Below are 23,961 nucleotides of genomic sequence, written 5' to 3'. Positions count from 1 at the left end.
CTCCGTTTCAGAACACCAGGTGTTCTGCGCGTACAATCAAAGACATACCCGAATTCAGCTGTACACGGACGCCATCTTTGGTGATTTCTAATACGGTGGCATCCATCGCATTATTACCTGCTTTCACCTTCAAGGACTGCCCTACCGTCAGCACTGAAATATCAGATACCGGGGTATGCTGTTCTTCACGAGGAGCACGCGGTGCTTTTGCTGCTGGTTTTTCAGCGCGAGGTTTACGTTCAGCCCCTTCTTTACGACGCGGAGCAGGACGCGGCTTACGCTCGCGACGCGGTGCGTCTTCTTTTTCGCCGGCAGCAGCGGCCGCTTCGCGTTTTTTCGCCTGTTGCTCTGCACGTTGCGCCTGAACGCGAGCTTTAGCTTCTTCCAGCTGTTTGCGAGCATGTTCAACATGTTGCTCATCCAACTCACCACATGGGTTGCCGTCGAGATCAACACGCGTTGCGCCCAATTTAACGCCATACAGATAGCGCCAGCTTGAAGTATAGAGACGTAAGGCAGAACGGAGCTGTGTCTTGCTGAGGTTCATTTCGCCCTCAACACGCTCTACCAAATCCTGAAAAATGCCAATTTTCAGTGGGCGCGCTTCGCCTTCAGCACTAAAACACTGCGGGAAGCGTTCGGCCAGAAACGCGATGACTTCTTTACTGCTATTCAACTTAGGTTGATTTTCCATGAAATTTCCTGATTACAACGGACGTAGCCAACAAGCGCAGGCATGAACAGGCGACATTATAATGACGTCATCAGTAATTGCTACGTTATCCGTTGATTATCCTGCGACGCTCGCAAAGAATTTTTTGTAATCCGTCGTTGCAAGCACGGTTTCAAGCTGTGCCACAAGCGTACGCAGCCCCTGTTCGTCTTCTTCAGTGAAGCGACCAAACGCAGTGCTATCAATATCCAGCACGCCGATTATCTGATTTTCAACGGTGACAGGCAGAACGATTTCCGCGTTGCTGGCGGCATCGCATGCGATGTGCCCGTCAAACGCGTGCACGTCTTCGATACGCTGCACCTGATTGCGCGCCACCGCGGTACCGCATACACCACGCCCTACCGGGATCCGCACACAGGCAATTTTGCCCTGGAAAGGGCCAAGTACCAGAGTCTCGCCCTCAAGCAGGTAAAAACCGGCCCAGTTTACTTGTGCCAGACGCTCGTACAACAATGCGCTGGTATTTGCCAGCGTTGCCAGAAAACTGGTTTCACCTGCCATTAATGCCTGAAAATCGCGGTTCAGATCCGTGTATAGCTCTGATTTGTTCATTATGTAATCACTTAGTTGTCTTACTTAAAACTGCAGCCTACTAAAATAAACATTAAATGCGTTAATGCTCAAGATCATTCCCGTCATGAGTTAAGATAACATTACTTCAACATTTTGATACGCGATACATGGCCCTTACGACATCACGCATCACGCCAACTAAAAAAATAGCCATCAGGTCTATCGGCGAGGCACTACCGCGTGCACATTATCATCGTTGTCCTGAATGCGACCTGATATTTAGCTTGCCTAAAATGCGCTCGCACCAAAGCGCATTCTGCCCACGCTGTCAGGCAAAAATCCGTGACGGACGCGACTGGTCCTTAACGCGGCTGGCAGCAATGGCTGTCACCATGTTGCTGCTGATGCCCTTCGCCTGGGGAGAGCCGCTGTTACATATTTTTTTGCTCGGTGTACGCATTGACGCCAATGTGATGCAGGGTATCTGGCAAATGACCCGCCAGGGTGACCCACTCACCGCATCTTTCGTGCTATTTTGCGTTGCGGGCGCGCCGATTATTCTCGTTACCTCAATCGCTTATCTGTGGTTTGGTAATATTCTCGGGATGAACCTGCGTCCGGTGCTACTGATGCTGGAAAGGCTCAAAGAGTGGGTGATGCTCGATATCTATCTTGTGGGTATCGGCGTCGCGTCAATTAAAGTTCAGGACTATGCTTATTTGCAACCTGGGGTGGGACTGTTTGCTTTTATTGCGCTGGTGATCCTCAGTATTTTGACGTTATCGCACCTCAACGTAGAACAGCTTTGGGACCGTTTTTACCCACAAAGGCCTGCTCGTCGGCCCGATGAAAAGCTTCGCGTTTGCCTTGGTTGCCACTTTACAGGGTATCCGGACGCCCGCGGCCGCTGCCCTCGTTGCCACATACCGTTGCGCTGGCGCAGAAATCAAAGTATTCAAAAATGTTGGGCTGCTCTGCTGGCCTCGATTGTCCTGCTGCTGCCTGCTAACCTCCTGCCTATCTCGATTATTTATGTCAATGGCTCCCGGCAGGAAGACACGATCATGTCAGGCATACTGTCTCTGGCGAACAGTAATATCGGCGTGGCGGCGATCGTGTTTATTGCCAGTATTCTGGTGCCATTCACCAAAGTGATTGTGATGTTTACGTTGCTCATCAGCATTCATTTTAAATGTGAGCAAGGATTGCGTACCCGCATCAAACTGCTGCGCATAGTGACCTGGATTGGTCGCTGGTCAATGCTGGATCTTTTTGTTATCGCTTTAACCATGTCGCTGATTAATCGCGATCAGATACTTGCTTTTACTATGGGACCGGCTGCGTTTTATTTCGGCGCAGCGGTAATATTGACTATTCTTGCAGTGGAATGGCTGGACAGCCGCTTACTTTGGGATGCACATGAGTCAGGAAACGCCCGCTTCGCAGACTGAAGCGCAGATTAAAACAAAACGTCGTATCTCCCCGTTCTGGCTGCTGCCGTTCATCGCATTGATGATTGCAGGATGGCTTATCTGGGGAAGCTATGAAGATCGCGGTAATACCGTAACCATTGACTTTATGTCGGCGGACGGCATTGTGCCTGGCCGTACCCCTGTTCGCTATCAGGGCGTCGAAGTGGGCACGGTGCAGGACATCAACCTCAGCAAAGACCTGCGTAAAATTGAAGTCCGCGTCAGCATCAAATCAAATATGAAAGATGCACTGCGCAAAGATACCCAGTTCTGGCTGGTCACGCCGAAAGCGTCACTGGCGGGGGTTTCCGGCCTGGATGCGTTAGTTGGCGGCAACTATATCGGCATGATGCCCGGAACCGGCGAGCCAGAGGATCATTTCGTCGCGCTCGATACGCAGCCGAAATACCGTCTGAACAATGGCGATTTGATGCTGCACCTGCGGGCCCCCGACCTCGGTTCGCTTAATAGCGGCTCGCTGGTTTATTTCCGCAAAATCCCGGTAGGTCGGGTCTATGACTACACCATTAACCCAAATAATCAGGGCGTAACCATCGACGTGCTGATTGAACGTCGCTTTACCAATCTGGTGAAAAAAGGCAGTCGTTTCTGGAACGTATCAGGGGTAGACGCGGATGTCAGCCTCAGCGGTGCCAAAGTGAAACTGGAGAGTCTGGCTGCGCTGGTAAATGGCGCCATTGCCTTTGACTCACCGGAAGATTCGCAACCCGCCGTTGCCGACGACACGTTTGGTTTGTATCAGGATCTCGCACACAGCCAGCGCGGCGTGATCGTTAAGCTCGACTTACCCAGCGGCGACGGACTGAAAGCAGGCTCAACTTCGCTGATGTATCAAGGATTAGAAGTCGGTCAACTGACCAAACTGGATTTAAATCCGGGCGGGAAAGTCACCGGCGAGATGACGGTCGATCCCAGCGTCGTCACGCTATTGCGCGACAACACGCGTATTGAATTACACAGCCCTAAATTATCATTAAGCGATGCGAATCTCAGTTCGCTGCTGACGGGCAAAACATTCGAACTGATACCTGGCGAGGGCGAGCCGCGTAACCAGTTTGCGGTGATTCCTGCAGAGCAATCATTGCTACACGATCCGGGCGTCATGACGCTGACGCTGACCGCGCCGGAAAGTTACGGTATTGATGCCGGCCAACCGCTGATTCTTCACGGCGTACAGGTCGGTCAGGTGATTGAGCGCACGCTCTCCAGCAAAGGCGTTTCGTTTACCGTCGCCATCGAACCGCAGCATCGCGCGCTGGTGCAAGGCGACAGTAAGTTTGTGGTCAACAGTCGGGTCGATGTCAAAGTTGGGCTTGATGGCGTGGAGTTTCTTGGCGCCAGCGCCAGTGAGTGGATCAGCGGCGGCATTCGTATTTTGCCTGGTACAAAAGGTGAAATGAAAAAAAGCTACCCGCTGTATGCCAACCTGGAAAAAGCGATTGAGAACAGCCTGAGCGATCTGCCAACCACCACGGTCAGCCTGAGTGCCGAGACGCTACCGGATGTGCAGGCCGGTTCGGTGGTCTTATATCGTAAATTCGAAGTCGGTGAAGTGATTAGCGTTCGTCCACGCGCCGATGCGTTTGATATCGATCTGCATATCAAACCGGAATATCGCAACCTGCTGACCAGCAACAGTGTGTTCTGGGCCGAGGGCGGCGCCAAGGTTCAGCTTAACGGCAGCGGTTTAACCGTTCAGGCTTCTCCCCTGTCGCGAGCGATTAAAGGCGCAATTAGCTTCGATAACCTGAGCGGCGCCAGCGCCAGCCAACGCAAAGGCGACAAGCGGATTCTGTATGCGTCAGAAACCGCTGCGCGTGCGGTGGGCGGCCAGATAACCCTGCACGCTTTCGATGCCGGTAAACTGGCGGCCGGGATGCCGATTCGCTACCTGGGAATCGATATTGGCCAGATCCAGACGCTTGAGCTGATCACTGCCCGTAACGAAGTTCAGGCCAAAGCGGTACTGTATCCGGAGTACGTACAGACCTTTGCGCGGAGCGGCACACGCTTCTCCGTGATTACCCCGCAAATCTCAGCAGCCGGCGTGGAGCATTTAGATACCATCTTACAGCCGTATATCAACGTTGAACCTGGCCGCGGTAACCCGCGCCGTGATTTTGAGCTGCAGGAAGCTACTATCACCGACTCTCGTTACCTCGATGGTCTGAGTATTGTGGTGGAAGCACCGGAAGCGGGTTCATTGAACATCGGTACGCCAGTTCTGTTCAGAGGTATTGAAGTGGGGACCGTCACCGGGTTGACGCTCGGTTCCCTTTCCGATCGCGTGATGATCGCTATGCGCATCAGCCAGCGCTATCAGCATCTGGTGCGTAACAACTCTGTATTCTGGCTGGCATCCGGCTACAGTCTCGACTTCGGCCTGACCGGCGGCGTCGTGAAGACCGGTACCTTTAATCAGTTCATTCGCGGCGGTATCGCCTTTGCAACCCCTCCGGGTACGCCACTGGCCCCGAAAGCACAGGCTGGTAAACACTTCCTGTTGCAGGAAAGCGAACCGAAAGAGTGGCGTGAATGGGGAACCGCCCTGCCACGATAATCTCTCCCTTTGCTCCGGCGTACTCGCGCCGGAGCACTTATGCTACACTGCGCACCTGTTTTTTTGCCGGTGGTACCAAGTGGCTTATTTTCCCGACGCCTTTCTGACACAAATGCGTGAAGCAATGCCTTCCACGCTCTCATTCGATGATTTTCTCGCTGCCTGCCAGCGTCCGCTACGCCGTAGCATCCGCGTCAATACGCTGAAAATCTCTGTTGCCGATTTCCTCACTCTGACAGCACCATATAACTGGTCGCTCACCCCTGTTCCATGGTGTGCTGAAGGCTTCTGGATTGAACGCGATGATGAAACGTCACTGCCGCTCGGCAGCACCGCAGAACATTTAAGCGGCCTGTTTTATATTCAGGAAGCCAGCTCAATGCTGCCAGTCGCCGCGCTGTTTGCCGATGACAATACCCCGAAACGCGTAATGGATGTCGCGGCAGCTCCCGGCTCCAAAACCACGCAAATTGCCGCCAAAATGAATAATCAGGGCGCGATTCTGGCAAATGAGTTTTCCGCCAGTCGCGTCAAAGTCCTGCATGCCAATATCAGCCGTTGCGGTATCAACAATGTCGCCCTGACCCATTTTGACGGGCGGGTATTCGGCGCGGCATTACCAGAAACATTCGATGCCATATTGCTGGATGCTCCATGTTCCGGCGAAGGCGTGGTACGTAAAGATCCCGATGCGCTGAAAAACTGGTCCATAGAAAGTAATCTGGAAATTGCCGCAACCCAGCGTGAGCTCCTCGACAGCGCTTTTCACGCTCTGCGTCCCGGCGGCACATTGGTTTATTCAACCTGTACGCTGAACCGTGACGAAAACGAAGCCATTATGCAGTGGTTGATTGAAACCTACCCGGATGCCGTTGAATTTTTACCGTTGGGCGATTTATTCCCGGAGGCTGAACACGCCCTGACGCCGGAAGGATTCCTGCATGTGTTCCCGCAGATCTACGATTGTGAAGGTTTCTTCGTCGCGCGTTTGCGCAAAACGGCCGCCATTCCTGCGCTACCCTCACCGAAATATAAAGTGGGTAACTTCCCGTTCAGCCCGCTGAAAGGACGTGAATCCGCGCTTGTTGCCCAGGCCGCTAACGCCTGCGGATTACAATGGGCAGATAATTTGCGCCTGTGGCAGCGCGATAAAGAGATCTGGTTATTTCCGACAGAGATTGAACCCCTGATTGGCAAAGTTCGTTTTTCCCGCCTCGGGGTTAAACTGGCTGAGACCCACAACAAAGGGTACCGTTGGCAGCATGAAGCCGTCATCGCCCTCGCCGATCCAGGCCATAGCCATGCGTTCGAACTGAGCCTTGCCGAAGCGGAAGAGTGGTATCGCGGTAGAGATGTTTATCCGCAAACTTCACCCACAACTGACGACGTGTTGGTTACCTTCCAGCATCAGCCGATCGGCCTGGCAAAGCGTATTGGATCGCGATTGAAGAATAGCTATCCACGCGATCTTGTCCGGGATGGCAAACTCTTTACAGGATAACGCACGTTTTGACTGGCGCTTTTGCTAACGTTGACTACGCTGAAAAATGGACGGCCTAACTGGTCGTACCACAATCAGCAGATAAACGGAGAGCACGATGATGAAAACCAGTGTGCGCATTGGCGCTTTTGAAATCGACGACGCCGAGTTGCATGGCGAATCGCCGGGGGACCGAACGTTAACCATTCCATGTAAATCCGATCCGGATTTATGTATGCAACTGGACGCCTGGGATGCCGACACCAGCGTCCCGGCCCTTCTGAATGGAGAACATTCTGTTCTGTTTCGCGAGCACTACGATCGTAAGTCAGATGCCTGGATCATGCGCCTTGCCTGATTCAAAAAGAACCCGTCGCCAGACGGGTTATTTCCTGGCTAATTTCCCTCATCTATCAACATCTTCTACACTAGAGGTATGGCTTTACCATTAGAGGTATGGCTTTACCATTAGAGGATGGAATGTTCACGCTGGTTCTTTTTGTGTGCTACCTTGACGGCGGTTGTGAAGATATCGTGGTTGATGTCTACAAAACTGAGCAGCAATGCCTTGTATCGATGGACGATCAGCGTATCCGTAACGGCGGATGTTTGCCTGCGGACGATTATATCGACAGCTTCTGGCGTCCGGCCCAGGAATACAGTGATTTCTGATTATTGCAGTTGCACCAGCGTTAATTCGCCGCCAAATACCGCACCGGTATCAATATAGTGCAGATTGTCGCGATCCAACCGATGCCGCAGCGGCGTATGGCCAAACCAAAAGTGATCCGCACCGCGTATGCCGTTACCATTGTTCATCAACCGCGCACGATCCCACAGTACCCGCTGTAAATCGACCTCTTTTTGCCACTGGTATTCATCATCCGGGTAATCAGCATGAGCAACAACGTGTATACCACTCCGGCAGCGTAGTTCCAGAATCCAGGGTAACTTTCGGCACGCTTCCAGTGCTAACCTCGCCGCGGGCTGATCCGCGTGAGCAAACCACGCGCCGCCGTTCATAAACCACGACAGTTGCTCCCCCGTCGCCAGTGCATCCAACGCCATCTGCTCATGATTGCCCCTGACTGCCACAATCCAGCGTTTACGCATCAGGCGCAGGCAACGGAGACTGTCAGGGCCACGGTCGATAACATCGCCCACTGAAACCAACAGATCCTGCCAGGGATCAAAATGGCACTGGCGCAGTTTAGCCATCAATAAAGAGAAGCAACCGTGGAGATCCCCAACGACCCAGACGTGTCGCCAGTTTGTTGCTGCGATCCGCTGGTAGATATTGTCAGGCTGTCCCATTTGACCTCCTGCATACAAATATTACCCTTCACTTAATTAAACCATAGCAGCAAAATTCCGAACGATGGTGGTGTCACGACCCTATGTGATCAGCCCGCCTAACAGGCACCTGGGCAACAGCTTCCAGCTCTTCTTCCAGTTCTGTAACAATAGATTGCAGGTCATAAGTGGGTGCATTTCGCGTGCTGGCTCTTTCTTCTCTTTTATGTTTGCTAGTTATTTTTATATAAAAATCAATAACCTCAGGTATGTCTGCTGTGATTTTTTTCACGTCATTATCATGGTAAAAGAGCAGTGGCGGCCCACCCTGGGTATTAAATGCAACGGCCTTTAATGGTGTCAGCTCCATAGCTTCAATAAATCCTTTATCACAGCTTAAAATTCCAGGGAAAAAATACCGTTGGTCATTTCCGGTATTGAAGGTAATAGCTTGTTCTAAATATCTGCAATGAGTAAGGTCCCATGCCATCCCATGTAAAGCTGGCCACATATTTTTTGATTTTTTATGTATCTTGTTAAAAAATCTAAATTGAGTACCTCTTTTAAAGAACTCACTTGCAAGAATCAGCTCTCTTGTGGCCAGAAAACCGACTTTGTTGTGTGCAAAAATTAACAGATCGATAAGTTTATTCTTTAGCGATCTGGCGGGTGACTTGATTTGGATGATACTCATCATTAGAAGGTAAGCATATATACTATCATGTCGATCTCGTAGCGCACGCCTGAACTCAGAATCCTTGTGTTTAGCAAGCATAGAATTAAAATGCCTGTCAGTTTTAAGTAAAAGCTCACTTTGTGATATTTTTGATGTCAATTTCCCGGTATTTCCCGTTTTGATGAAATCTACATCCTTTATAAACTCGTAACCTAACAATTTATCAAATATTTTATGATGGTTTTCTTTTACATCTAAATTGTTAAGATTCTCCAGTTCATACAGTACAGAATCTACCTGAGTATTTTTATGGGAAATAAAATTGAATATTTCTTCAATGTCATCATCTAAACCTGAGACCTTTCCGTTAATATAAGGCCGCAAATAACTTAATGCCTGGCTATCAAGGGATATTGAGTAGTCTATTTTAAAAGTAGAGCAGCGTTTATCACTAAACATTTCTTCTATCGTTTGAGGATCCATGACGAACACGTTTTCATCATTGAATAAAGAACGAATAGATGCTCCGTTTTCGAACTTTTTGTTAGTTTGAAAGCCCGGATATGGACCTTTAGGAGACGAAAATACAAATTTATATTCAGGTATTAACTGATAGACATTAGTGTAGAGATTTAATGAGGAAGAGAGATCGTCTGCATTACCAATTTCCATCACCAGCCATTCTTTAAACTTATCCATTTCTTCTGTCTCTTTACTGTGAGTCTAAGTCCCGAGTCAGTGGTGAGAACTTCACCTATTGATGAAGAAGTATACCGCTATCGGTACAAGCGAGTCCAAACGTCTGAGGGAACAAGAACCCACTGAAAACACTGACACATACGTCATGCACACTCTAGGATACGAGGAAAAACAGCGCCCATCCCTGTTCTTTTTCTCTGCAAATACACTGTGAATGTTAAAAACTGTGTGGTATAACGAAGCAATCCCAAATACTGATATGTGGACAAATTTCGGAAATTTTTGGACATGACGTTCTAACTTATTGAAATGAAATCCGCATAAAAAGAGACCGAATACGATTCCTGTATTCGGTCCAGGGAAATGGCTCTTGGGAGAGAGCCGTGCGCTAAAAGTTGGCATTAATGCAGGCTAAGTTACCCTGCCATTTAAGAATAGATGACAGCGCCAGGTTTTCCAGTCCGCGACTAAAGTGACCGGAAAAAAAGGCAGTCTGTTACACGACCAAATGTAAAAACCGCAAGTTCTCCTGTGAGACCCTGCGGTTTTTTTATTGGAAATCAGAACGCTACATCTGACAATTAACAGAGTTTTTCTGCACGCTCAACAAACGGCGCCAGGCTCATTTTTTCACCCGGTTTCGTCGGGTCATCAATCTGGATAATCTCAATCGGCTTCGCCGTGGTTTTACCGCTCGCAACCTGTTCTCTGGCAACATCATTCAATGGATATTGCACCAGCGTGCTGGGATTGATGACATACAGCGCGTGACCTGCACGGCAGGTCAGCATCACCTCTTCCCGATTAAACGCCCATTTATCTTTGCCAACCTCAAAACGGCTGACGGTGATGACCTGTGGCGCTGCCAGCGCGGCCCCTGAACTTGCCAGTAGTAGTAAAGAGAGAATGATTTTTTTCATGCGTTTTGCCAGTCCATCAATCAAAAAGGTTCGAGGGTTGCAAACAGGCTGACAATCGCCAGCACAACGGCCCCTATTCCCCATTCCAGTTTTGTCATCCAAATGAAATAGAGCGTCACACAGCCATTATCCTGCTGCATGCGTGGTACCAGAACATACCGATTCGCCAGGGCAATCGCTACCATTAGCATGACAAGGGCACCTTTTAACAAAAGCAGTTGCCCATAAGCCATGTGCCAGGAGCCGGAAACACCGACAATAAACAGGGCATTCATAATCCCGGTAAGTAAAACCCCGGCCACGAAGAGATGCCCATAGCGGGAGAAACGCATCATGGTTCCGATCGCTTGTTCCCGCCAGCGGCCCTGCGCCATTCTCATACAGTAAAGTACGGGCAGCAAGCCGCCAAACCAGGCGGCGGCACATATCAGATGTAAGGCATGGTTAACCTGTTGGATAGCCCCAGCGACGCCAGTATGCAGCGTTGCATGTCCAACGCCTGCCAGCAAAATAAACTGAGCAATCGTCAGCATCAAGAGCAGTCGCGACATGCTGCGCGGCACAACGATGGTCACCACCAACGTGACCATCGCGAGGATAATCTGCCATAGCCAGACGCCGCCAAATTGCGTCTGCAGAACGGCGCCCCAAACGTCTGTAGAGACGACATCCCGCCATCCTGAGCCCATTAAGCCCCCCTGGATCGCCAGCATTAGCGTCGCGCTGATAAAACTCCACGTCGCGGCATGGCGTTGCAGACGTAAAAAACGACGCATCATTAAACGGCGAACCGAAACGGGAGCCAGCCATGCGCCGTAAAGCGCACAACCAAACACCAGCATCAACGCGGTAAAATGAATAAATCGCAGGGCAACCCAGGTAAATGCCAGCATCGGTTATTTCACGCTAAAGGTATATTGTCCCTTTGTCTTGTGACCATCCACGGATACAACGTGCCAGTCAACCGTATATTTTCCGGCCTCCAGCGTTTGAGCGAGCGGAATAATCAGTTGCGTTTTGTCCTGATCGCTGCGGGTCGCTTTGCCCGTCTTGATTGATTCCTTTTGTGGACCTGTCAGCGTTGCGCCGCTGAACGCAGGTTCGACGCCCTCAGAAAAATTCAGCGTCAGCGCCTGGGGAGAAGCGGTGACTTCCGCATTCGCCGCCGGACTTTGTTTTGTCAGGTGAGCATGCGCCAATGCAGCGGGTGTTGCGAGGAGGCTGGCGAGTACGATGAGAGTATTACGTAGCGAAGATGCAGATGAAGCCATATCAACTATTCCTTTTTGTTATGTCTAATCTATAGAGAATAACCTTCTACAATGCTCGAGTCGAGAATCATCAATTGTGTCTTGCCATTACTGCGCACTCTTAGTAACTTTGCGCGCCGGAAGACAGAGAAAAGGAGCAGCCTATGAACATCAATCTGGCCAAACTTGAGCAAGCCGAAATGGATAAGGTCAATGTTGACCTGGCCGCGGCGGGTGTCGCATTTAAAGAACGCTACAATATGCCGATCGTTGCCGAAGTGGTTGAACGTGAACAGCCCGAACATTTACGCGACTGGTTTCGTGAAAGACTCATCGCGCATCGCCTGGCATCCGTCTCCCTTTCACGTTTACCGTACGAGCCGAAAGTTAAATAAAACTTATATTACGTTACGATTCCTTACATGATGCCTGCTACAGTATAAGTATATTCTTAATCTATACTTTAAAGATGGTTGTAGACACTATGAAAAGGAAATCATTATGTCACACTGGAAAATCGCAGCAGCACAATACGAACCCCTTCACGCGTCAGTGACCGAAAACGTTGCCCATCACCTGCAATTCATTCAGGCAGCCGCACAATGCCAATGTGAATTGCTGGTCTTCCCCGCCCTCTCCTTGTTGGGCTGCGTCGATGAGAATGACTCCCTCCCAGCGCCACCTGATGAAGCGTTGCTGGAACCGCTGGCGCATGCCGCAGCGACTTACCGCATGACAATTATCGCGGGATTGCCGGTAGAGCATAACAATCGTTTTGTGAAAGGCATTGCGCTTTTCTCTCCCTGGATGACATCACCATTAACGTTTCATCAGAGCCACGGGGCCTGTATTGCCAGACAGCGCAATGCCATCAGCGTTGTGGATAGTCAGCCAGAAGGTATTGATATCGATCCTGCTTTTTCGTTATTCACCAGTAGCCAGTCCGTCAGCGAGCCAGAACTCCTCTCATCCACATCTCAGCTACAAAGTTTCTCACATAAATTTGCCATCGCGGTATTAATGGCCAATGCACGCGGGAGCAGCGCGTTATGGGACGAGCGAGGTCGATTGATTGTACGCGCCGACAGCGGTTCTTTGCTCTTAACCGGTCAACGCACGCCACGGGGTTGGCAAGGTGATATCATTCCATTACGCTAGTCGTTTTGGTCAGGAGCATGGCATGTTGCGCATAATAGATACAGAAACCTGTGGTCTGCAGGGAGGCATTGTTGAGATTGCTTCTGTCGATGTGGTTGATGGAAAGATAGTTAACCCAATGAGCCACCTGGTGCGCCCTGACCGCCCCATTAGCCCCCAGGCGATGGCTATTCATCGCATTACTGAAGCGATGGTAGCCGATAAGCCATGGATTGAAGATATCATTCCGCACTATTACGGCAGTGAGTGGTATGTGGCGCACAACGCAAGTTTCGACCGCCGCGTATTGCCAGAGATGCCCGGAGAGTGGATCTGCACCATGAAGCTCTCCCGTCGATTGTGGCCAGGAATCAAATACAGCAATATGGCGCTGTACAAATCACGTAAGCTGAACGTTCAGACGCCTGCAGGCCTGCATCACCACCGCGCTCTGTACGATTGCTACATCACTGCGGCTTTGCTGATCGACATCATGCAGACTTCAGGCTGGACCGCAGAGCAGATGGTCGACATTACCGGCCGCCCTGCATTACTCACTACTTTCACATTTGGTAAGTACCGTGGAAAACCGGTATCAGAGGTGGCAGAACGCGATCCGGGCTATCTGCGTTGGTTATTTAATAACCTCGACAGTATGAGCCCGGAGCTGCGATTAACGCTGAAGCACTATCTGGATAACATCTGATCTGAAGCTTGCCCAGACAGCGTTCCCTGTGCCAGCCCAATCAAAAACGCGTACTCCAGGGCCACGCCTTCGTAAGATTTAAAACGCCCGGACTTACCGCCGTGCCCGGAATCCATATCCGTGCACAGTAACAGCAAGCGATCGTCCGTTTTCAGCTCACGCAATTTTGCCACCCACTTTGCCGGTTCCCAGTATTGCACCTGGGAGTCGTGTAATCCCGTCGTGACCAGCAAATGCGGATAATCCTGCGCGGTGACGTTGTCATAGGGGCTGTAGCTTTTCATATACGCATAGTACTGCGGATCCTGCGGATTACCCCATTCCTCAAATTCACCGGTGGTCAATGGAATTGACTCATCCAGCATCGTGGTCACCACATCGATAAACGGCACCTGGGCAATCACGCCATGGAACAAGTCCGGGCGCTCGTTGATGGCGACACCCATTAACATTCCGCCGGCGCTTCCCCCCATGCCGTAACATAACGATGGCGCGCCATAGCCCATTTTTAGCAGCGCATCGCAGACGTCGAGGTAATCATTAAAGGTATTTTTCTTGTGCAGAAACTTACCGTCTTCGTACCATTGCTGACCCAACTCACCGCCGCCACGCACATGGGCAATGGCATAAACAAAACCGCGATCCAATAAGCTTAAACGGCTGCTACTGAAATCAGCATCCATACTGGCGCCATACGAACCATAGCCGTAAACCAGTAATGGGTTTTTCCCTTTCTGGAAATACTTTTGATGATAAACCAGTGAGACCGGAACCTCGGTACCATCGCGCGCGGTGATCCAGACATGTTCGCTGCGGTAATTCGCCGCATCAAATCCGGGGACCTCCGTCTGCTTAAGCACGCGACGCTCCCCGGTGTCCATATCCAGTTCAAACAACGTGTCCGGCGTGGTCATGGAGGAATAGCCATAGCGCAGTCGCGATGTCTCCGGTTCCGGGTTATAGGCAAGCCAGGTCACATACGCCGGATCGTCAAAGGCGATACCGATCACTTCGCGCGTTTTGCGATTGATCTGACGCAGACTGGTTAAACCCTGCTGGCGTTCTTCCACCACCAGCCAGTCGGTAAACAGGGTAAACCCCTCCAGCATGACGTTTTCGCGCGGCGGGATCAGCACCTCCCACGCTTGTTCATTGCGTACGCGCGTGCGGTACAGACCAAAGTTTTTACCTTCACGATTAGAGCGCAGATAAAACTTGTGCTGATAGTGATCGAGGCTGTACTCGTGGTCTTTACGCCGCGCTAAAAAAAGCAACGGTTCGGCGTCGGCCAGTTCTGCATCCAACAGCAGAACCTCACTGGTCGTCGCGCTGGCGATATGGATCACCACATAATGTAACGAGGTGGTTTTATGCAGACTGACATAAAACATGTCATCGGCTTCTTCGTACACCAATTCGTCCAGTGACGAGGGAGATCCAACGGTATGCCGCCAGACCTGGTACGGCAGTAACGTCGTGGCGTGTTTGCGAACGTAATAGAAGGTCTGGGAATCATTCGCCCAGACCAGATCCGCTTCAACGTTATCCAGTACTTCCGGATACCAGTTGCCGCTTTCCAGATTGCGGAAGCGAACGCCATATTGCCGACGAGAGAGGTAATCTTCGGCCAGCGCCATAATGCTGTTATCGGGTGATATCGCCAGCCCTCCCAGCGTATAAAATTCACTGTGGGCTGCGCGTTGGTTGCCGTCCAGCAGAGTATCCCATTCATCCCACTCTTCGCTGAGAACCGACTGGCGCTGATAAATGGCATATTCACATCCCGGTTCATAAATATGCCGGTAACGATAACCATTTTTCACATAGGGAGCGGACGCATCCTGTGGGGGAATACGGTCGATAATCTCTTTCAGAACGCGGTCCTGCAAAGCCTGCTGCGAAGCCATAACCTGATGGCCATACGCATTTTCCTGTTGCAGGTATTCGAGCACGTCCGGCTGCGAGCGGGTGTCGTCTCGCAACCAGTAATAATTATCAACACGTGTATCGCCATGCTGCGTCATGGCGTGAGGAATACGAGAAGCTTTTGGTAGCATGTCATTGTTCTTTTGCTTAAACATCCTATAAGGGTGGCAAAAGACAGCGATGATGCAAGCGAAACATGCGCCTTAGCGATAAGTAATTAACCCGGTAAAGCCTGTTTTTGCGCCTTGAGATCCTGTTCAATGCCGTCACGAACATCCTGTGGGATCTTCAACGCGTCACCCAGCGCATTCAGATAGCTGCGCTCCATAAAGTGGTCGATATCAATCGCCGCACAGCTCAGGAAGTAAATTTCCAGCGCCTCTTCTTCGTTGCGGATCCCTTGCGCCAGGCGCTGAGGATCCAGCGGTTGTTCGATAGCCCGCTCAATCAGAACGCGGCCTTGCTCCTCAACACCCGCGTCACGAAGCTGCTGTTCAATGGCGGTACGCTCTTTGGCATCAATATGACCATCGCTTTTAGCCGCAAAAACCAGCGCCAGGATCAGGCGTTCAGTTCGCTCATCCAGCGGCGAGCTTTGTACGCCGAACTGCGGCTCATCCTGATGCGCGGCGCGAACTTTATCTTTGTATTTGTTCCACAGCACGGTTCCGGCAACCGCACCACCACCCACCAGAAGCGCGCTGGTGCCGTATTTGCTCAGTAACTTACGTGAGGATTTGTTGGCAACCAGTAATCCCGCCAGACCGCCTAACGCGCCAGGGACCAGAAGTTTACTCAGCCCTTGCTCGCCGGAAGATGATGCGGAGGATCCTTTTTGCCCAAGAAGAGATTGTAGTTGGTTCAGCCAGTTAGCCATTTTGCCCCTCAAGTACAGACGAATAATCGTCAAAGCGTACCCGAGGGGATGTCAGGAAGTGTTCAGCTCATCAAAAGATGTGCAAATACGCTCATTACTGCGGTTGATACTCCGCCGTTCCGGCCTGGCAGTCGACTTTTACCTGATAGTGAATATCCGCGCTTTTTCCGCGAACCGTCAGCGGGACCGACCATTTGCCATCTTTGCCCGTAATATCGGGGGTATTAACCCAGGCGACAGGATCGGCTTGCCCAACACGCTTTTGATCGTCAGCCCAGCGCGCGATGCGATTTTGTTGATAATCACGTTTCACGCTCGCCGCAATACCATCAGCATTCAGCCCTTCGCATTTTGGAAACTGAACATTTTTGCTTTCCATGTTTGCCGCAAAAACAGATACGCTGGCAGATAACAACAGCAGGCTTAATAACGCTCTTTTTTTATACATTTTTTTCTCCTTTATCTCCCCTTCTTCTTTCCGGTTGCATGTAGCAACGCGAAAGGACGTCAGGGATTGCACAATGATTCAGGGAAAAGCATGGTACAAAACGTCAGGAGCGCAAGTCGTTTCAGGCAGCCTGGGTATCATCCTCAGCGTGCGCGTCATTTTTAACGGCCTGCGGAGACGGCAGCTTGCCGTTTTTCAGGATGGCGCTCAGCACATCTTTTTGCTCAGCCAGCCACAGGGAAAGCGCTTCACGCTGCTCGTCTTCAAGCGCTACCGGTGACTGCTCCAGCCATGTGTCGAGCAAATCCGCTGTATCAAGCATTTTGTCATACGCATCGGCTTCCTTTTTGCTGGTAAACGACATTTTTTCCTCACCTTCCCGAATGACTACGTATTTAACTTCAACCGCCATTTTTGCAGCCTCTTAAATTACCTGTATTTATGTACAGTATATTCTTTTTGCGCCCCAAAATCAACCTGGTAATAAAGACAGACGCAAACGTTTTCGTATATACTGCGCCCAGATAAAACAGGGGATTAATTTATGACGTTATTAGGCACAGCGCTGCGTCCCGCAGCAACGCGAGTGATGTTATTAGGTTCAGGTGAACTGGGTAAAGAAGTGGCGATCGAATGCCAACGCCTGGGTGTGGAAGTCATTGCCGTGGATCGTTACCCCGACGCGCCAGCCATGCACGTTGCCCATCGCTCATACGTAATCAATATGCTCGATGGCGAAGCGTTACGCGAGGTTGTCGAGCGCGAAAAACCACATTATATCGTGCCGGAAATAGAAGCGATTGCCACGGATATGCTGGTAAAGCTGGAACAGGAAGGGCAACACGTTGTGCCGTGCGCACGAGCGACCCAACTGACCATGAACCGCGAAGGGATCCGTCGCCTCGCCGCAGAGGAGCTGTCTTTACCAACCTCTTCTTTTCGCTTTGCAGACAGCGAAACTCGCTTTCGCGAGGCCGTCGCCGAAATTGGCTTTCCTTGCATCGTGAAGCCAGTAATGAGTTCCTCAGGTAAGGGGCAAAGCTTTATTCGTTCAGCCGATCGGCTCACCGAAGCCTGGAACTATGCTCAACAGGGAGGCCGGGCAGGCGCCGGGCGCGTTATCGTCGAAGGCGTGGTAGATTTTGATTTTGAAATTACCCTGCTTACCGTTAGCGCCGTTGATGGCGTACACTTTTGCGCGCCGGTAGGGCATCGTCAGGAAGATGGCGATTATCGTGAATCCTGGCAGCCTCAGCAGATGAGCGACCTGGCGCTGGCGCGCGCGCAGGAGATTGCCCGTAAAGTCGTGCTGGCGTTAGGCGGCTACGGTCTGTTTGGCGTGGAGCTGTTTGTCTGCGGTGATGAGGTCATTTTTAGCGAAGTCTCCCCTCGCCCGCACGACACCGGGATGGTGACCTTAATTTCGCAGGACCTGTCTGAATTTGCCCTGCACGTCCGCGCATTTCTCGGTCTGCCCGTTAGCGCAATCCGTCAGTACGGGCCTTCCGCTTCCGCCGTTATTCTGCCGCAACTTAGCAGCCAGAATGTGACGTTTGATAACGTACAGGCCGCCGTGGGTGCTGGCCTGCAAGTACGATTCTTTGGTAAGCCGGAGATCGACGGGAGCCGTCGTTTAGGCGTGGTACTGGCTACAGCGCAAACCATTGAAGACGCGGTTGAACGCGCGAAACACGCCGCCGCACAGGTGAAAGTTACAGGATAAAAAACCAGCCCCGTAGGCCGGATAAGGCGTTGATGCCGCATCCGGCCTACGGTTTACACATTAACGGCTTACTGCTTCGCGCCTTCTACTGCTTCACGAGCCAGTTTGGTAATGCGTTCGTAATCGCCAGCTTCCAGCGCATCTGCCGGAACCAGCCAGGAACCACCGATGCACAGCACGCTTTTCAGCGCGAGGTAGTCACGGTAATTCGCCGGAGAGATACCACCGGTCGGGCAGAAACGTACCTGAGAGAACGGGCCCGCAATCGCCTGCAGCGCTTTAGTACCGCCGTTCGCTTCCGCCGGGAAGAATTTGAACTCTTTCAATCCGTAGTCCATACCCAGCATCAGTTCAGAAACCGTGCTGATGCCAGGGATCAGCGGAATAGTCCCTTCCGTTGCGGCTTTTAACAGCGGCTCGGTCAGACCCGGGCTGATAGCAAACTGCGCACCGGCTTCGGTGACTTCAGCCAGTTGTTGCGGATTCAGTACAGTACCTGCGCCGACGATGGCGTCCGGAACTTCTTTCGCGATCGCGCGAATGGCATCCATCGCACATGCAGTACGTAAGGTCACTTCCAGAACGCGCACGCCACCTGCAACCAGCGCTTTTGCCATCGGCACCGCATGTTCCAGTTTATTAACCACAATAACCGGTACAACCGGGCCAGTGGTCAGGATTGCTTCTGCACTTGTCTTCCAGTTTTTCATCAGAGTTTTCTCTCGCCTGATTACAAAATAAGTCTTAAAAAGTGATACAGGTTGCGCCCTGCTCCGCTCCGGACAGCTTCTCACGCAACGCGCTGAACATTTCACGTCCGGTCCCCACGCGCGATGCGCTGAGGTCTGGAATGTGAGGCTGACGTGAAGCAAGTTCTTCTTCGTCAACCAGCAGCGTCAATTCACCTGTCTGTCCATTCACACGAATGATGTCGCCATCACGTACTTTTGCCAGCAGACCGCCATCATAGGCTTCTGGGGTTACATGGATTGCTGAAGGCACTTTACCTGAAGCACCTGAAAGTCGTCCATCGGTAACTAACGCAATTTTGAAACAACGGTCCAATAATACACCAAGTGGCGGCATGAGTTTATGTAATTCTGGCATTCCGTTCGCTTTTGGTCCCTGATGACGCACAACAACTACGCAATCGCGGTCAAGCAGACCGGCATCGAACGCCGGTAACACATCGTGCTGACTTTCAAAAACGACTGCCGGCGCTTCAATAACCTGATTTTCAACCGGTACCGCCGACGTTTTCATCACTGCGCGCCCGAGGTTACCGCTCAGCACTTTAGTGCCGCCGTGGTGAGAGAAAGGTTGGTCAAAGGTGGCAATCACGTTGCTGTCCAGTGATTTCGCCGCCCCTTCGCGCCAGTCCAGTTCACCGTTGTTAAGCCACGGCTCCATGGTGTAACGCGATAAACCGAATCCGGCAACGGTATTCACATCTTCATGCAGCAGACCCGCGTTCAGCAGCTCACGCATTAGCACCGGTACGCCGCCCGCCGCCTGGAAATGGTTAATATCCGCCGGACCGTTCGGGTACAAACGCGCCATCAGCGGCACGATATCGGACAGATCGGAGAAGTCATCCCAGTTAATCAGAATCCCGGCCGCGCGCGCCATGGCCACCAGATGCATCGTGTGGTTAGTTGAGCCCCCGGTCGCCAGCAGCGCCACAATTCCGTTCACCACCACTTTTTCATCGATCATTTTACCGATCGGCATCCATTCATTGCCGTTCCCGGTAAGACGCGTAACCTGACGGGCGGCAGCAGCGGTCAACGCTTCACGCAGCGGCGCATCCGGATGGACGAATGAGGAGCCTGGCAGTTGCATCCCCATGAACTCAACAACCATCTGGTTGGTATTCGCCGTACCGTAGAACGTACAGGTACCCGGTGCGTGATAAGACGCCGCCTCGGACTCGAGCAGCGCCATGCGATCAACTTTGCCTTCCGCATAGAGTTGACGAATACGCACTTTTTCTTTATTCGCCAGGCCGCTCGCCATCGGCCCGGAAGGAATGAAGATTGACGGCAGATGACCGAATGACAGCGCCGCCATCACCAGGCCAGGGACAATTTTATCGCACACGCCGAGGAACAACGCGCCATCGAACATATTGTGAGAGAGACCTACAGCCGCTGACATCGCAATCACTTCACGACTCAGCAGCGAAAGCTCCATCCCATCCTGTCCCTGGGTAACACCGTCACACATGGCCGGCACACCACCGGCAACCTGACCTACCGCATTGGCTTCATGCAGCGCCTGGCGAATGATAGCCGGATAATGTTCATATGGCTGATGCGCAGAAAGCATGTCGTTGTAGGAGGTAATGATCGCGATATTGTTACGCAGCATGCTTTTCAGCGATGCTTTGTCGTCCGGTTGACACGCGGCAAAGCCATGCGCCAGGTTACCGCATGCCAGTTGCGAACGATGAACGGTGGTCGATTTAGCTTGTTCAATACGGGCGAGGTAGGCAGAACGTGTATGGCGAGAACGTTCGACGATACGTTGTGTTACGCGTAACAAATTCGGATTCATAGAGGCTCCTAAAATTTATCTGTCAGAGCGGTAGGGTTAACAATGCTTATCAGTCGTGTTAAAAAGTGCTGAATCGCTTGTTTGCCGTAGCTCAGGGGCAAAATCGTTTCAGGCAGTGTAATAAAAAAAGCCCCGCGGGTGAATCCACGCGAGGCTTAAAAGTGCAAAAATTATTCTGCAATCTGTGTCAGATCATGTTACCGGTAAAATAACCCCTATGGGTAAGGCGATCTTTTACTCGAATTCGTTCCAGGAACGACCATCTCGGGTGATCATTGCCACAGAGGCAACCGGTCCCCAGGTCCCTGCCTGATACGGTTTCGGCGCATCGTTGTCCATCGCCCATGCTTCAGTAATTGAGTCGACCCACTTCCAGGCTTCTTCAACTTCATCACGACGCACAAACAGCGCCTGAATACCGCGCATTGTTTCAAGCAGCAGTCGCTCATAGGCGTCGGCCAGATGTGTCTGGTTAAAGGTTTCAGAATAACTCAGATCAAGCTTGGTGATTTGCAGGTTATGCTTGTGATCCAGACCCGGCACTTTATTCAGCACCTGGATATCAACACCTTCATCAGGCTGCAAACGAATAGTCAGCTTGTTCTGCGGCAGATCCTGCCAGGATTCCCGGAACAGATTCAGCTCAGGCGTTTTGAAATAGACGACGACTTCAGAGCACTTCGTCGGTAAACGCTTGCCGGTACGCAGATAGAACGGAACGCCCGCCCAACGCCAGTTATCGATATCCACACGGATCGCCACAAACGTTTCCGTATTGCTGCTTTTGTTCGCGCCCTCTTCTTCCAGATATCCCGGAACTTTTTTGCCTTGGGCAAAACCCGCGGTGTACTGACCGCGAACCGTCTTTTCACGCACGTTTGAGCGGTCGATACGGCGTAGTGATTTCAGTACCTTCACTTTTTCATCACGAATGCTGTCAGCGCTCAGGTCCGACGGCGGAGACATCGCGATCATGCACAAGATCTGCAGCAGGTGGTTTTGGATCATGTCGCGCATTTGACCGGCCTGATCAAAATAGCCCCAGCGACCTTCAATACCCACTTCTTCCGCGACGGTAATTTCAACGTGATCGATCGTGCGGTTATCCCAGTTGTTTACAAACAGGGAGTTGGCAAAACGCAGTGCCAGCAGGTTCAGCACCGTCTCTTTACCGAGATAGTGGTCGATACGATAAACCTGACACTCTTCGAAATATTCACCGACCTGATCATTGATCTCGCGCGATGTTGCCAGTGACGTTCCCAACGGTTTTTCCATCACAACGCGGGCAGGTTTAGCATTCAGCTTTGCTTCACCCAAACCTTTGCAGATCGCGCCAAAGGTGCTTGGCGGCATCGCGAAATAGTTAATCGTAGTCCGTGATTTCTGATCCAGCATTTCACCCAGACGGCTAAATGCGGCGGTATCATTGACGTCCAGATTACAAAACTCCAGACGGCCGCTGAGGGTCTCCCACAAACCTTCATCAATTTTTTCTTTCATGAAGGTTTCGAGCGCTTCGCGCACAACCTTGGTATAGGCTGCTTTGTCCCAGTCGGCACGCCCTACCCCGATGATACGGGTTTCCGGGTTAATCTGGCCGGCCTTTTCCAGTTGATACAGGGAAGGCAGCAATTTCCGCCGCGCCAGGTCGCCCTTCGCGCCGAAAATGACCAGGTCACATGCCTGGGCTGTTTGCGTTACCGCCATGTCATTCTCCTCAATTAAGTGTCTGGTGCTTTTGCCAGAAACTGGTTGTAATTTTATTACAGTGCACTGTACTGCTTTTACGTGAATCCGGAAACCGTAAACGCTTATCCAGCCGTGCTGTTACCGCAAACAGGCGTTTGATTGGCGTTTACCTCTGCAAAATGGATAAAAAAGTCGCTTTTTTTCGTAGCCATGAAGAAGTAACAAAACCAGACTTCGATCATGTAATGAAAAAAAACAACAACTATTCTGTCCATTTTGTCCCGTTCCTTCCGTGGCAGGGGTAATATCTAGCAAATGTATCCCCCGATTTCCCCGTATCGCTGAAATCGTTTTTTCCCATGAGCCATGAGTCGACCTACATCATGAATATGCTGGAAAAAATCCAGTTAAAACTGGAACAGTTGAGCAAATCAGAGCGTAAAGTCGCTGACATTATTCTTGCCTCACCCGACCGGGCAATCCATTCAAGCATCGCTGCGCTTGCGCTGGAAGCCAACGTCAGCGAGCCGACGGTGAACCGCTTCTGTCGCAGTATGGATACGCGCGGCTTTCCTGATTTTAAACTGCATCTGGCGCAAAGTCTGGCAAATGGCACCCCTTATGTTAATCGTAATGTGGATGAGGATGACAGCGTAGAATCTTACACGGGAAAAATCTTCGAGTCGGCGATGGCAAGTCTTGACCACGTTCGCCAGTCTCTGGATAACACCGCGGTAAACAGGGCGGTGGATTTGTTAACCCAGGCGAAGAAAATTGCCTTTTTTGGCCTTGGGTCTTCCGCCGCGGTAGCGCACGACGCGATGAACAAATTTTTTCGTTTTAACGTACCGGTGATCTATTCCGACGATATTGTACTGCAACGTATGAGTTGCATGAATTGTAGCGACGACGACGTTATTGTGCTGATTTCGCATACCGGAAGAACCAAAACTCTGGTTGAACTGGCGCAGTTGGCGAGGGAAAACGACGCGATGGTTATCGCCTTGACCTCTCCCGGCACGCCGCTGGCGCGCGAAGCCACGCTGGCCATTACCCTCGACGTACCGGAAGATACTGACATTTATATGCCCATGGTCTCTCGACTTGCTCAACTGACCGTGATAGATGTGCTGGCTACAGGATTTACTTTGCGCCGCGGGGCAAAATTTAGAGATAACTTGAAGCGTGTCAAGGAAGCACTCAAGGAATCGCGTTTTGATAAAGAATTACTCATCAAGAGTGATGATCGCTAAAAGCAATAACAATGTTCTACCCT

24 protein-coding genes are annotated in these 23,961 nt (G+C 51.3%); 10 read left to right on the top strand and 14 right to left on the bottom strand.

Annotated features, from left to right (window positions below; all coding sequences use genetic code 11):
* Window positions 1-7: 7 nt before the first annotated feature.
* Together proQ and M4I31_RS10010 are read right to left on the bottom strand one after the other, a co-directional pair.
* Window positions 8-694 (bottom strand): RNA chaperone ProQ, encoded by a 687-nt coding sequence (gene proQ / locus M4I31_RS10015; RefSeq protein ID WP_003833781.1) that lies wholly within the window; start codon window positions 692-694, stop codon window positions 8-10.
* Window positions 695-790: 96 nt separating this feature from the next.
* Window positions 791-1,288: a GAF domain-containing protein gene (locus M4I31_RS10010; protein ID WP_038641301.1), complete on the bottom strand. Its 498-nt coding sequence runs from the start codon at window positions 1,286-1,288 to the stop codon at window positions 791-793.
* Between the two features lie 128 nt (window positions 1,289-1,416).
* Between M4I31_RS10010 and yebS the strand changes: the two genes are divergently transcribed.
* The 5 genes from yebS to M4I31_RS09985 all read left to right on the top strand — a co-directional run bounded on the left by yebS (window position 1,417) and on the right by M4I31_RS09985 (window position 7,454).
* Window positions 1,417-2,700: a membrane integrity lipid transport subunit YebS gene (gene yebS, locus M4I31_RS10005; RefSeq protein ID WP_038641303.1), complete on the top strand. Its 1,284-nt coding sequence runs from the start codon at window positions 1,417-1,419 to the stop codon at window positions 2,698-2,700.
* A complete protein-coding gene (locus M4I31_RS10000; protein ID WP_038641305.1) occupies window positions 2,669-5,302 on the top strand; it encodes a PqiB family protein in 2,634 nt (877 codons plus the stop codon). Before yebS ends, M4I31_RS10000 begins: the two co-directional genes overlap by 32 nt.
* Window positions 5,303-5,381: 79 nt before the next feature.
* Complete coding sequence (rsmF, locus tag M4I31_RS09995) at window positions 5,382-6,803, top strand: 16S rRNA (cytosine(1407)-C(5))-methyltransferase RsmF (RefSeq protein WP_085048051.1); 1,422 nt, start codon at window positions 5,382-5,384, stop codon at window positions 6,801-6,803.
* A 100-nt stretch (window positions 6,804-6,903) separates the two neighbouring features.
* Window positions 6,904-7,140 (top strand): YebV family protein, encoded by a 237-nt coding sequence (locus M4I31_RS09990; RefSeq protein ID WP_029139506.1) that lies wholly within the window; start codon window positions 6,904-6,906, stop codon window positions 7,138-7,140.
* A gap of 122 nt (window positions 7,141-7,262) precedes the next feature.
* Window positions 7,263-7,454: a YebW family protein gene (locus M4I31_RS09985; protein WP_032939629.1), complete on the top strand. Its 192-nt coding sequence runs from the start codon at window positions 7,263-7,265 to the stop codon at window positions 7,452-7,454.
* Here M4I31_RS09985 and pphA read toward each other — a convergent pair whose 3' ends face one another.
* From pphA to yobA, 5 genes are all read right to left on the bottom strand, one after another.
* Window positions 7,455-8,096 carry a protein-serine/threonine phosphatase gene (gene pphA / locus M4I31_RS09980; protein ID WP_085048050.1) on the bottom strand — a complete coding sequence of 214 codons (642 nt, stop codon included), beginning with the start codon at window positions 8,094-8,096 and terminating at the stop codon, window positions 7,455-7,457. It abuts the gene before it with no gap.
* Window positions 8,097-8,169: 73 nt separating this feature from the next.
* Entirely contained in the window at window positions 8,170-9,450 is a 1,281-nt protein-coding gene (locus tag M4I31_RS09975) for a hypothetical protein (RefSeq protein WP_085048049.1), read from the bottom strand.
* 581 nt (window positions 9,451-10,031) lie between these two features.
* The gene (locus tag M4I31_RS09970) at window positions 10,032-10,370 is read right to left on the bottom strand and encodes a YebY family protein (protein ID WP_038641391.1); all 339 of its coding nucleotides are present in this window, start codon (window positions 10,368-10,370) and stop codon (window positions 10,032-10,034) included.
* Window positions 10,371-10,390: 20 nt separating this feature from the next.
* Window positions 10,391-11,263 carry a copper homeostasis membrane protein CopD gene (gene copD, locus M4I31_RS09965; RefSeq protein ID WP_069324700.1) on the bottom strand — a complete coding sequence of 291 codons (873 nt, stop codon included), beginning with the start codon at window positions 11,261-11,263 and terminating at the stop codon, window positions 10,391-10,393.
* Window positions 11,264-11,266: 3 nt separating this feature from the next.
* Window positions 11,267-11,641, bottom strand: a complete 375-nt coding sequence (gene yobA, locus M4I31_RS09960) for a CopC domain-containing protein YobA (protein WP_038641395.1) — start codon at window positions 11,639-11,641, stop codon at window positions 11,267-11,269.
* Between the two features lie 143 nt (window positions 11,642-11,784).
* Between yobA and M4I31_RS09955 the strand changes: the two genes are divergently transcribed.
* The 3 genes from M4I31_RS09955 (at window position 11,785) to exoX (ending at window position 13,463) form a co-directional block, all read left to right on the top strand.
* Entirely contained in the window at window positions 11,785-12,015 is a 231-nt protein-coding gene (locus M4I31_RS09955) for a DNA polymerase III subunit theta (protein ID WP_038641397.1), read from the top strand.
* A 106-nt stretch (window positions 12,016-12,121) separates the two neighbouring features.
* Window positions 12,122-12,778, top strand: a complete 657-nt coding sequence (locus tag M4I31_RS09950) for a carbon-nitrogen hydrolase family protein (RefSeq protein WP_085048048.1) — start codon at window positions 12,122-12,124, stop codon at window positions 12,776-12,778.
* Between the two features lie 22 nt (window positions 12,779-12,800).
* Window positions 12,801-13,463: an exodeoxyribonuclease X gene (gene exoX, locus M4I31_RS09945; protein WP_038641401.1), complete on the top strand. Its 663-nt coding sequence runs from the start codon at window positions 12,801-12,803 to the stop codon at window positions 13,461-13,463.
* Here the strand turns inward: exoX and ptrB are convergent.
* The 4 genes from ptrB to yebG all read right to left on the bottom strand — a co-directional run bounded on the left by ptrB (window position 13,445) and on the right by yebG (window position 17,126).
* Window positions 13,445-15,520, bottom strand: a complete 2,076-nt coding sequence (ptrB, locus tag M4I31_RS09940; RefSeq protein ID WP_176281249.1) for an oligopeptidase B — start codon at window positions 15,518-15,520, stop codon at window positions 13,445-13,447. The genes exoX and ptrB overlap by 19 nt on opposite strands.
* An 86-nt stretch (window positions 15,521-15,606) precedes the next feature.
* Window positions 15,607-16,266 carry a tellurite resistance TerB family protein gene (locus M4I31_RS09935; protein ID WP_038641405.1) on the bottom strand — a complete coding sequence of 220 codons (660 nt, stop codon included), beginning with the start codon at window positions 16,264-16,266 and terminating at the stop codon, window positions 15,607-15,609.
* Between the two features lie 94 nt (window positions 16,267-16,360).
* The gene (yebF, locus tag M4I31_RS09930; protein WP_038641408.1) at window positions 16,361-16,714 is read right to left on the bottom strand and encodes a protein YebF; all 354 of its coding nucleotides are present in this window, start codon (window positions 16,712-16,714) and stop codon (window positions 16,361-16,363) included.
* Window positions 16,715-16,835: 121 nt separating this feature from the next.
* Window positions 16,836-17,126: a DNA damage-inducible protein YebG gene (gene yebG, locus M4I31_RS09925; RefSeq protein ID WP_085048046.1), complete on the bottom strand. Its 291-nt coding sequence runs from the start codon at window positions 17,124-17,126 to the stop codon at window positions 16,836-16,838.
* Window positions 17,127-17,258: 132 nt separating this feature from the next.
* Here yebG and purT point away from each other — a divergent pair, with 132 nt between their 5' ends.
* Window positions 17,259-18,437, top strand: coding sequence for a formate-dependent phosphoribosylglycinamide formyltransferase (gene purT / locus M4I31_RS09920; RefSeq protein ID WP_085048045.1), 1,179 nt, complete (start codon window positions 17,259-17,261; stop codon window positions 18,435-18,437).
* Between the two features lie 68 nt (window positions 18,438-18,505).
* Here purT and kdgA read toward each other — a convergent pair whose 3' ends face one another.
* The 3 genes from kdgA to zwf form a co-directional block, all read right to left on the bottom strand.
* Window positions 18,506-19,147 carry a bifunctional 4-hydroxy-2-oxoglutarate aldolase/2-dehydro-3-deoxy-phosphogluconate aldolase gene (gene kdgA, locus M4I31_RS09915; protein ID WP_038641415.1) on the bottom strand — a complete coding sequence of 214 codons (642 nt, stop codon included), beginning with the start codon at window positions 19,145-19,147 and terminating at the stop codon, window positions 18,506-18,508.
* Window positions 19,148-19,181: 34 nt separating this feature from the next.
* A complete protein-coding gene (gene edd, locus M4I31_RS09910) occupies window positions 19,182-20,993 on the bottom strand; it encodes a phosphogluconate dehydratase (protein ID WP_085048044.1) in 1,812 nt (603 codons plus the stop codon).
* 234 nt (window positions 20,994-21,227) lie between these two features.
* Window positions 21,228-22,703: a glucose-6-phosphate dehydrogenase gene (zwf, locus tag M4I31_RS09905; RefSeq protein WP_003034896.1), complete on the bottom strand. Its 1,476-nt coding sequence runs from the start codon at window positions 22,701-22,703 to the stop codon at window positions 21,228-21,230.
* Window positions 22,704-23,068: 365 nt separating this feature from the next.
* Between zwf and M4I31_RS09900 the strand changes: the two genes are divergently transcribed.
* Window positions 23,069-23,938, top strand: coding sequence for a MurR/RpiR family transcriptional regulator (locus M4I31_RS09900; RefSeq protein ID WP_038643240.1), 870 nt, complete (start codon window positions 23,069-23,071; stop codon window positions 23,936-23,938).
* Window positions 23,939-23,961: the final 23 nt, after the last annotated feature.

The organism is Citrobacter sp. XT1-2-2 (genome assembly GCF_023516235.1).
GTDB lineage: Bacteria > Pseudomonadota > Gammaproteobacteria > Enterobacterales > Enterobacteriaceae > Citrobacter > Citrobacter werkmanii.
The sequence above is the reverse complement of the archived record's forward strand: the minus strand, read 5'-3'. Positions and strand labels throughout refer to the sequence as shown.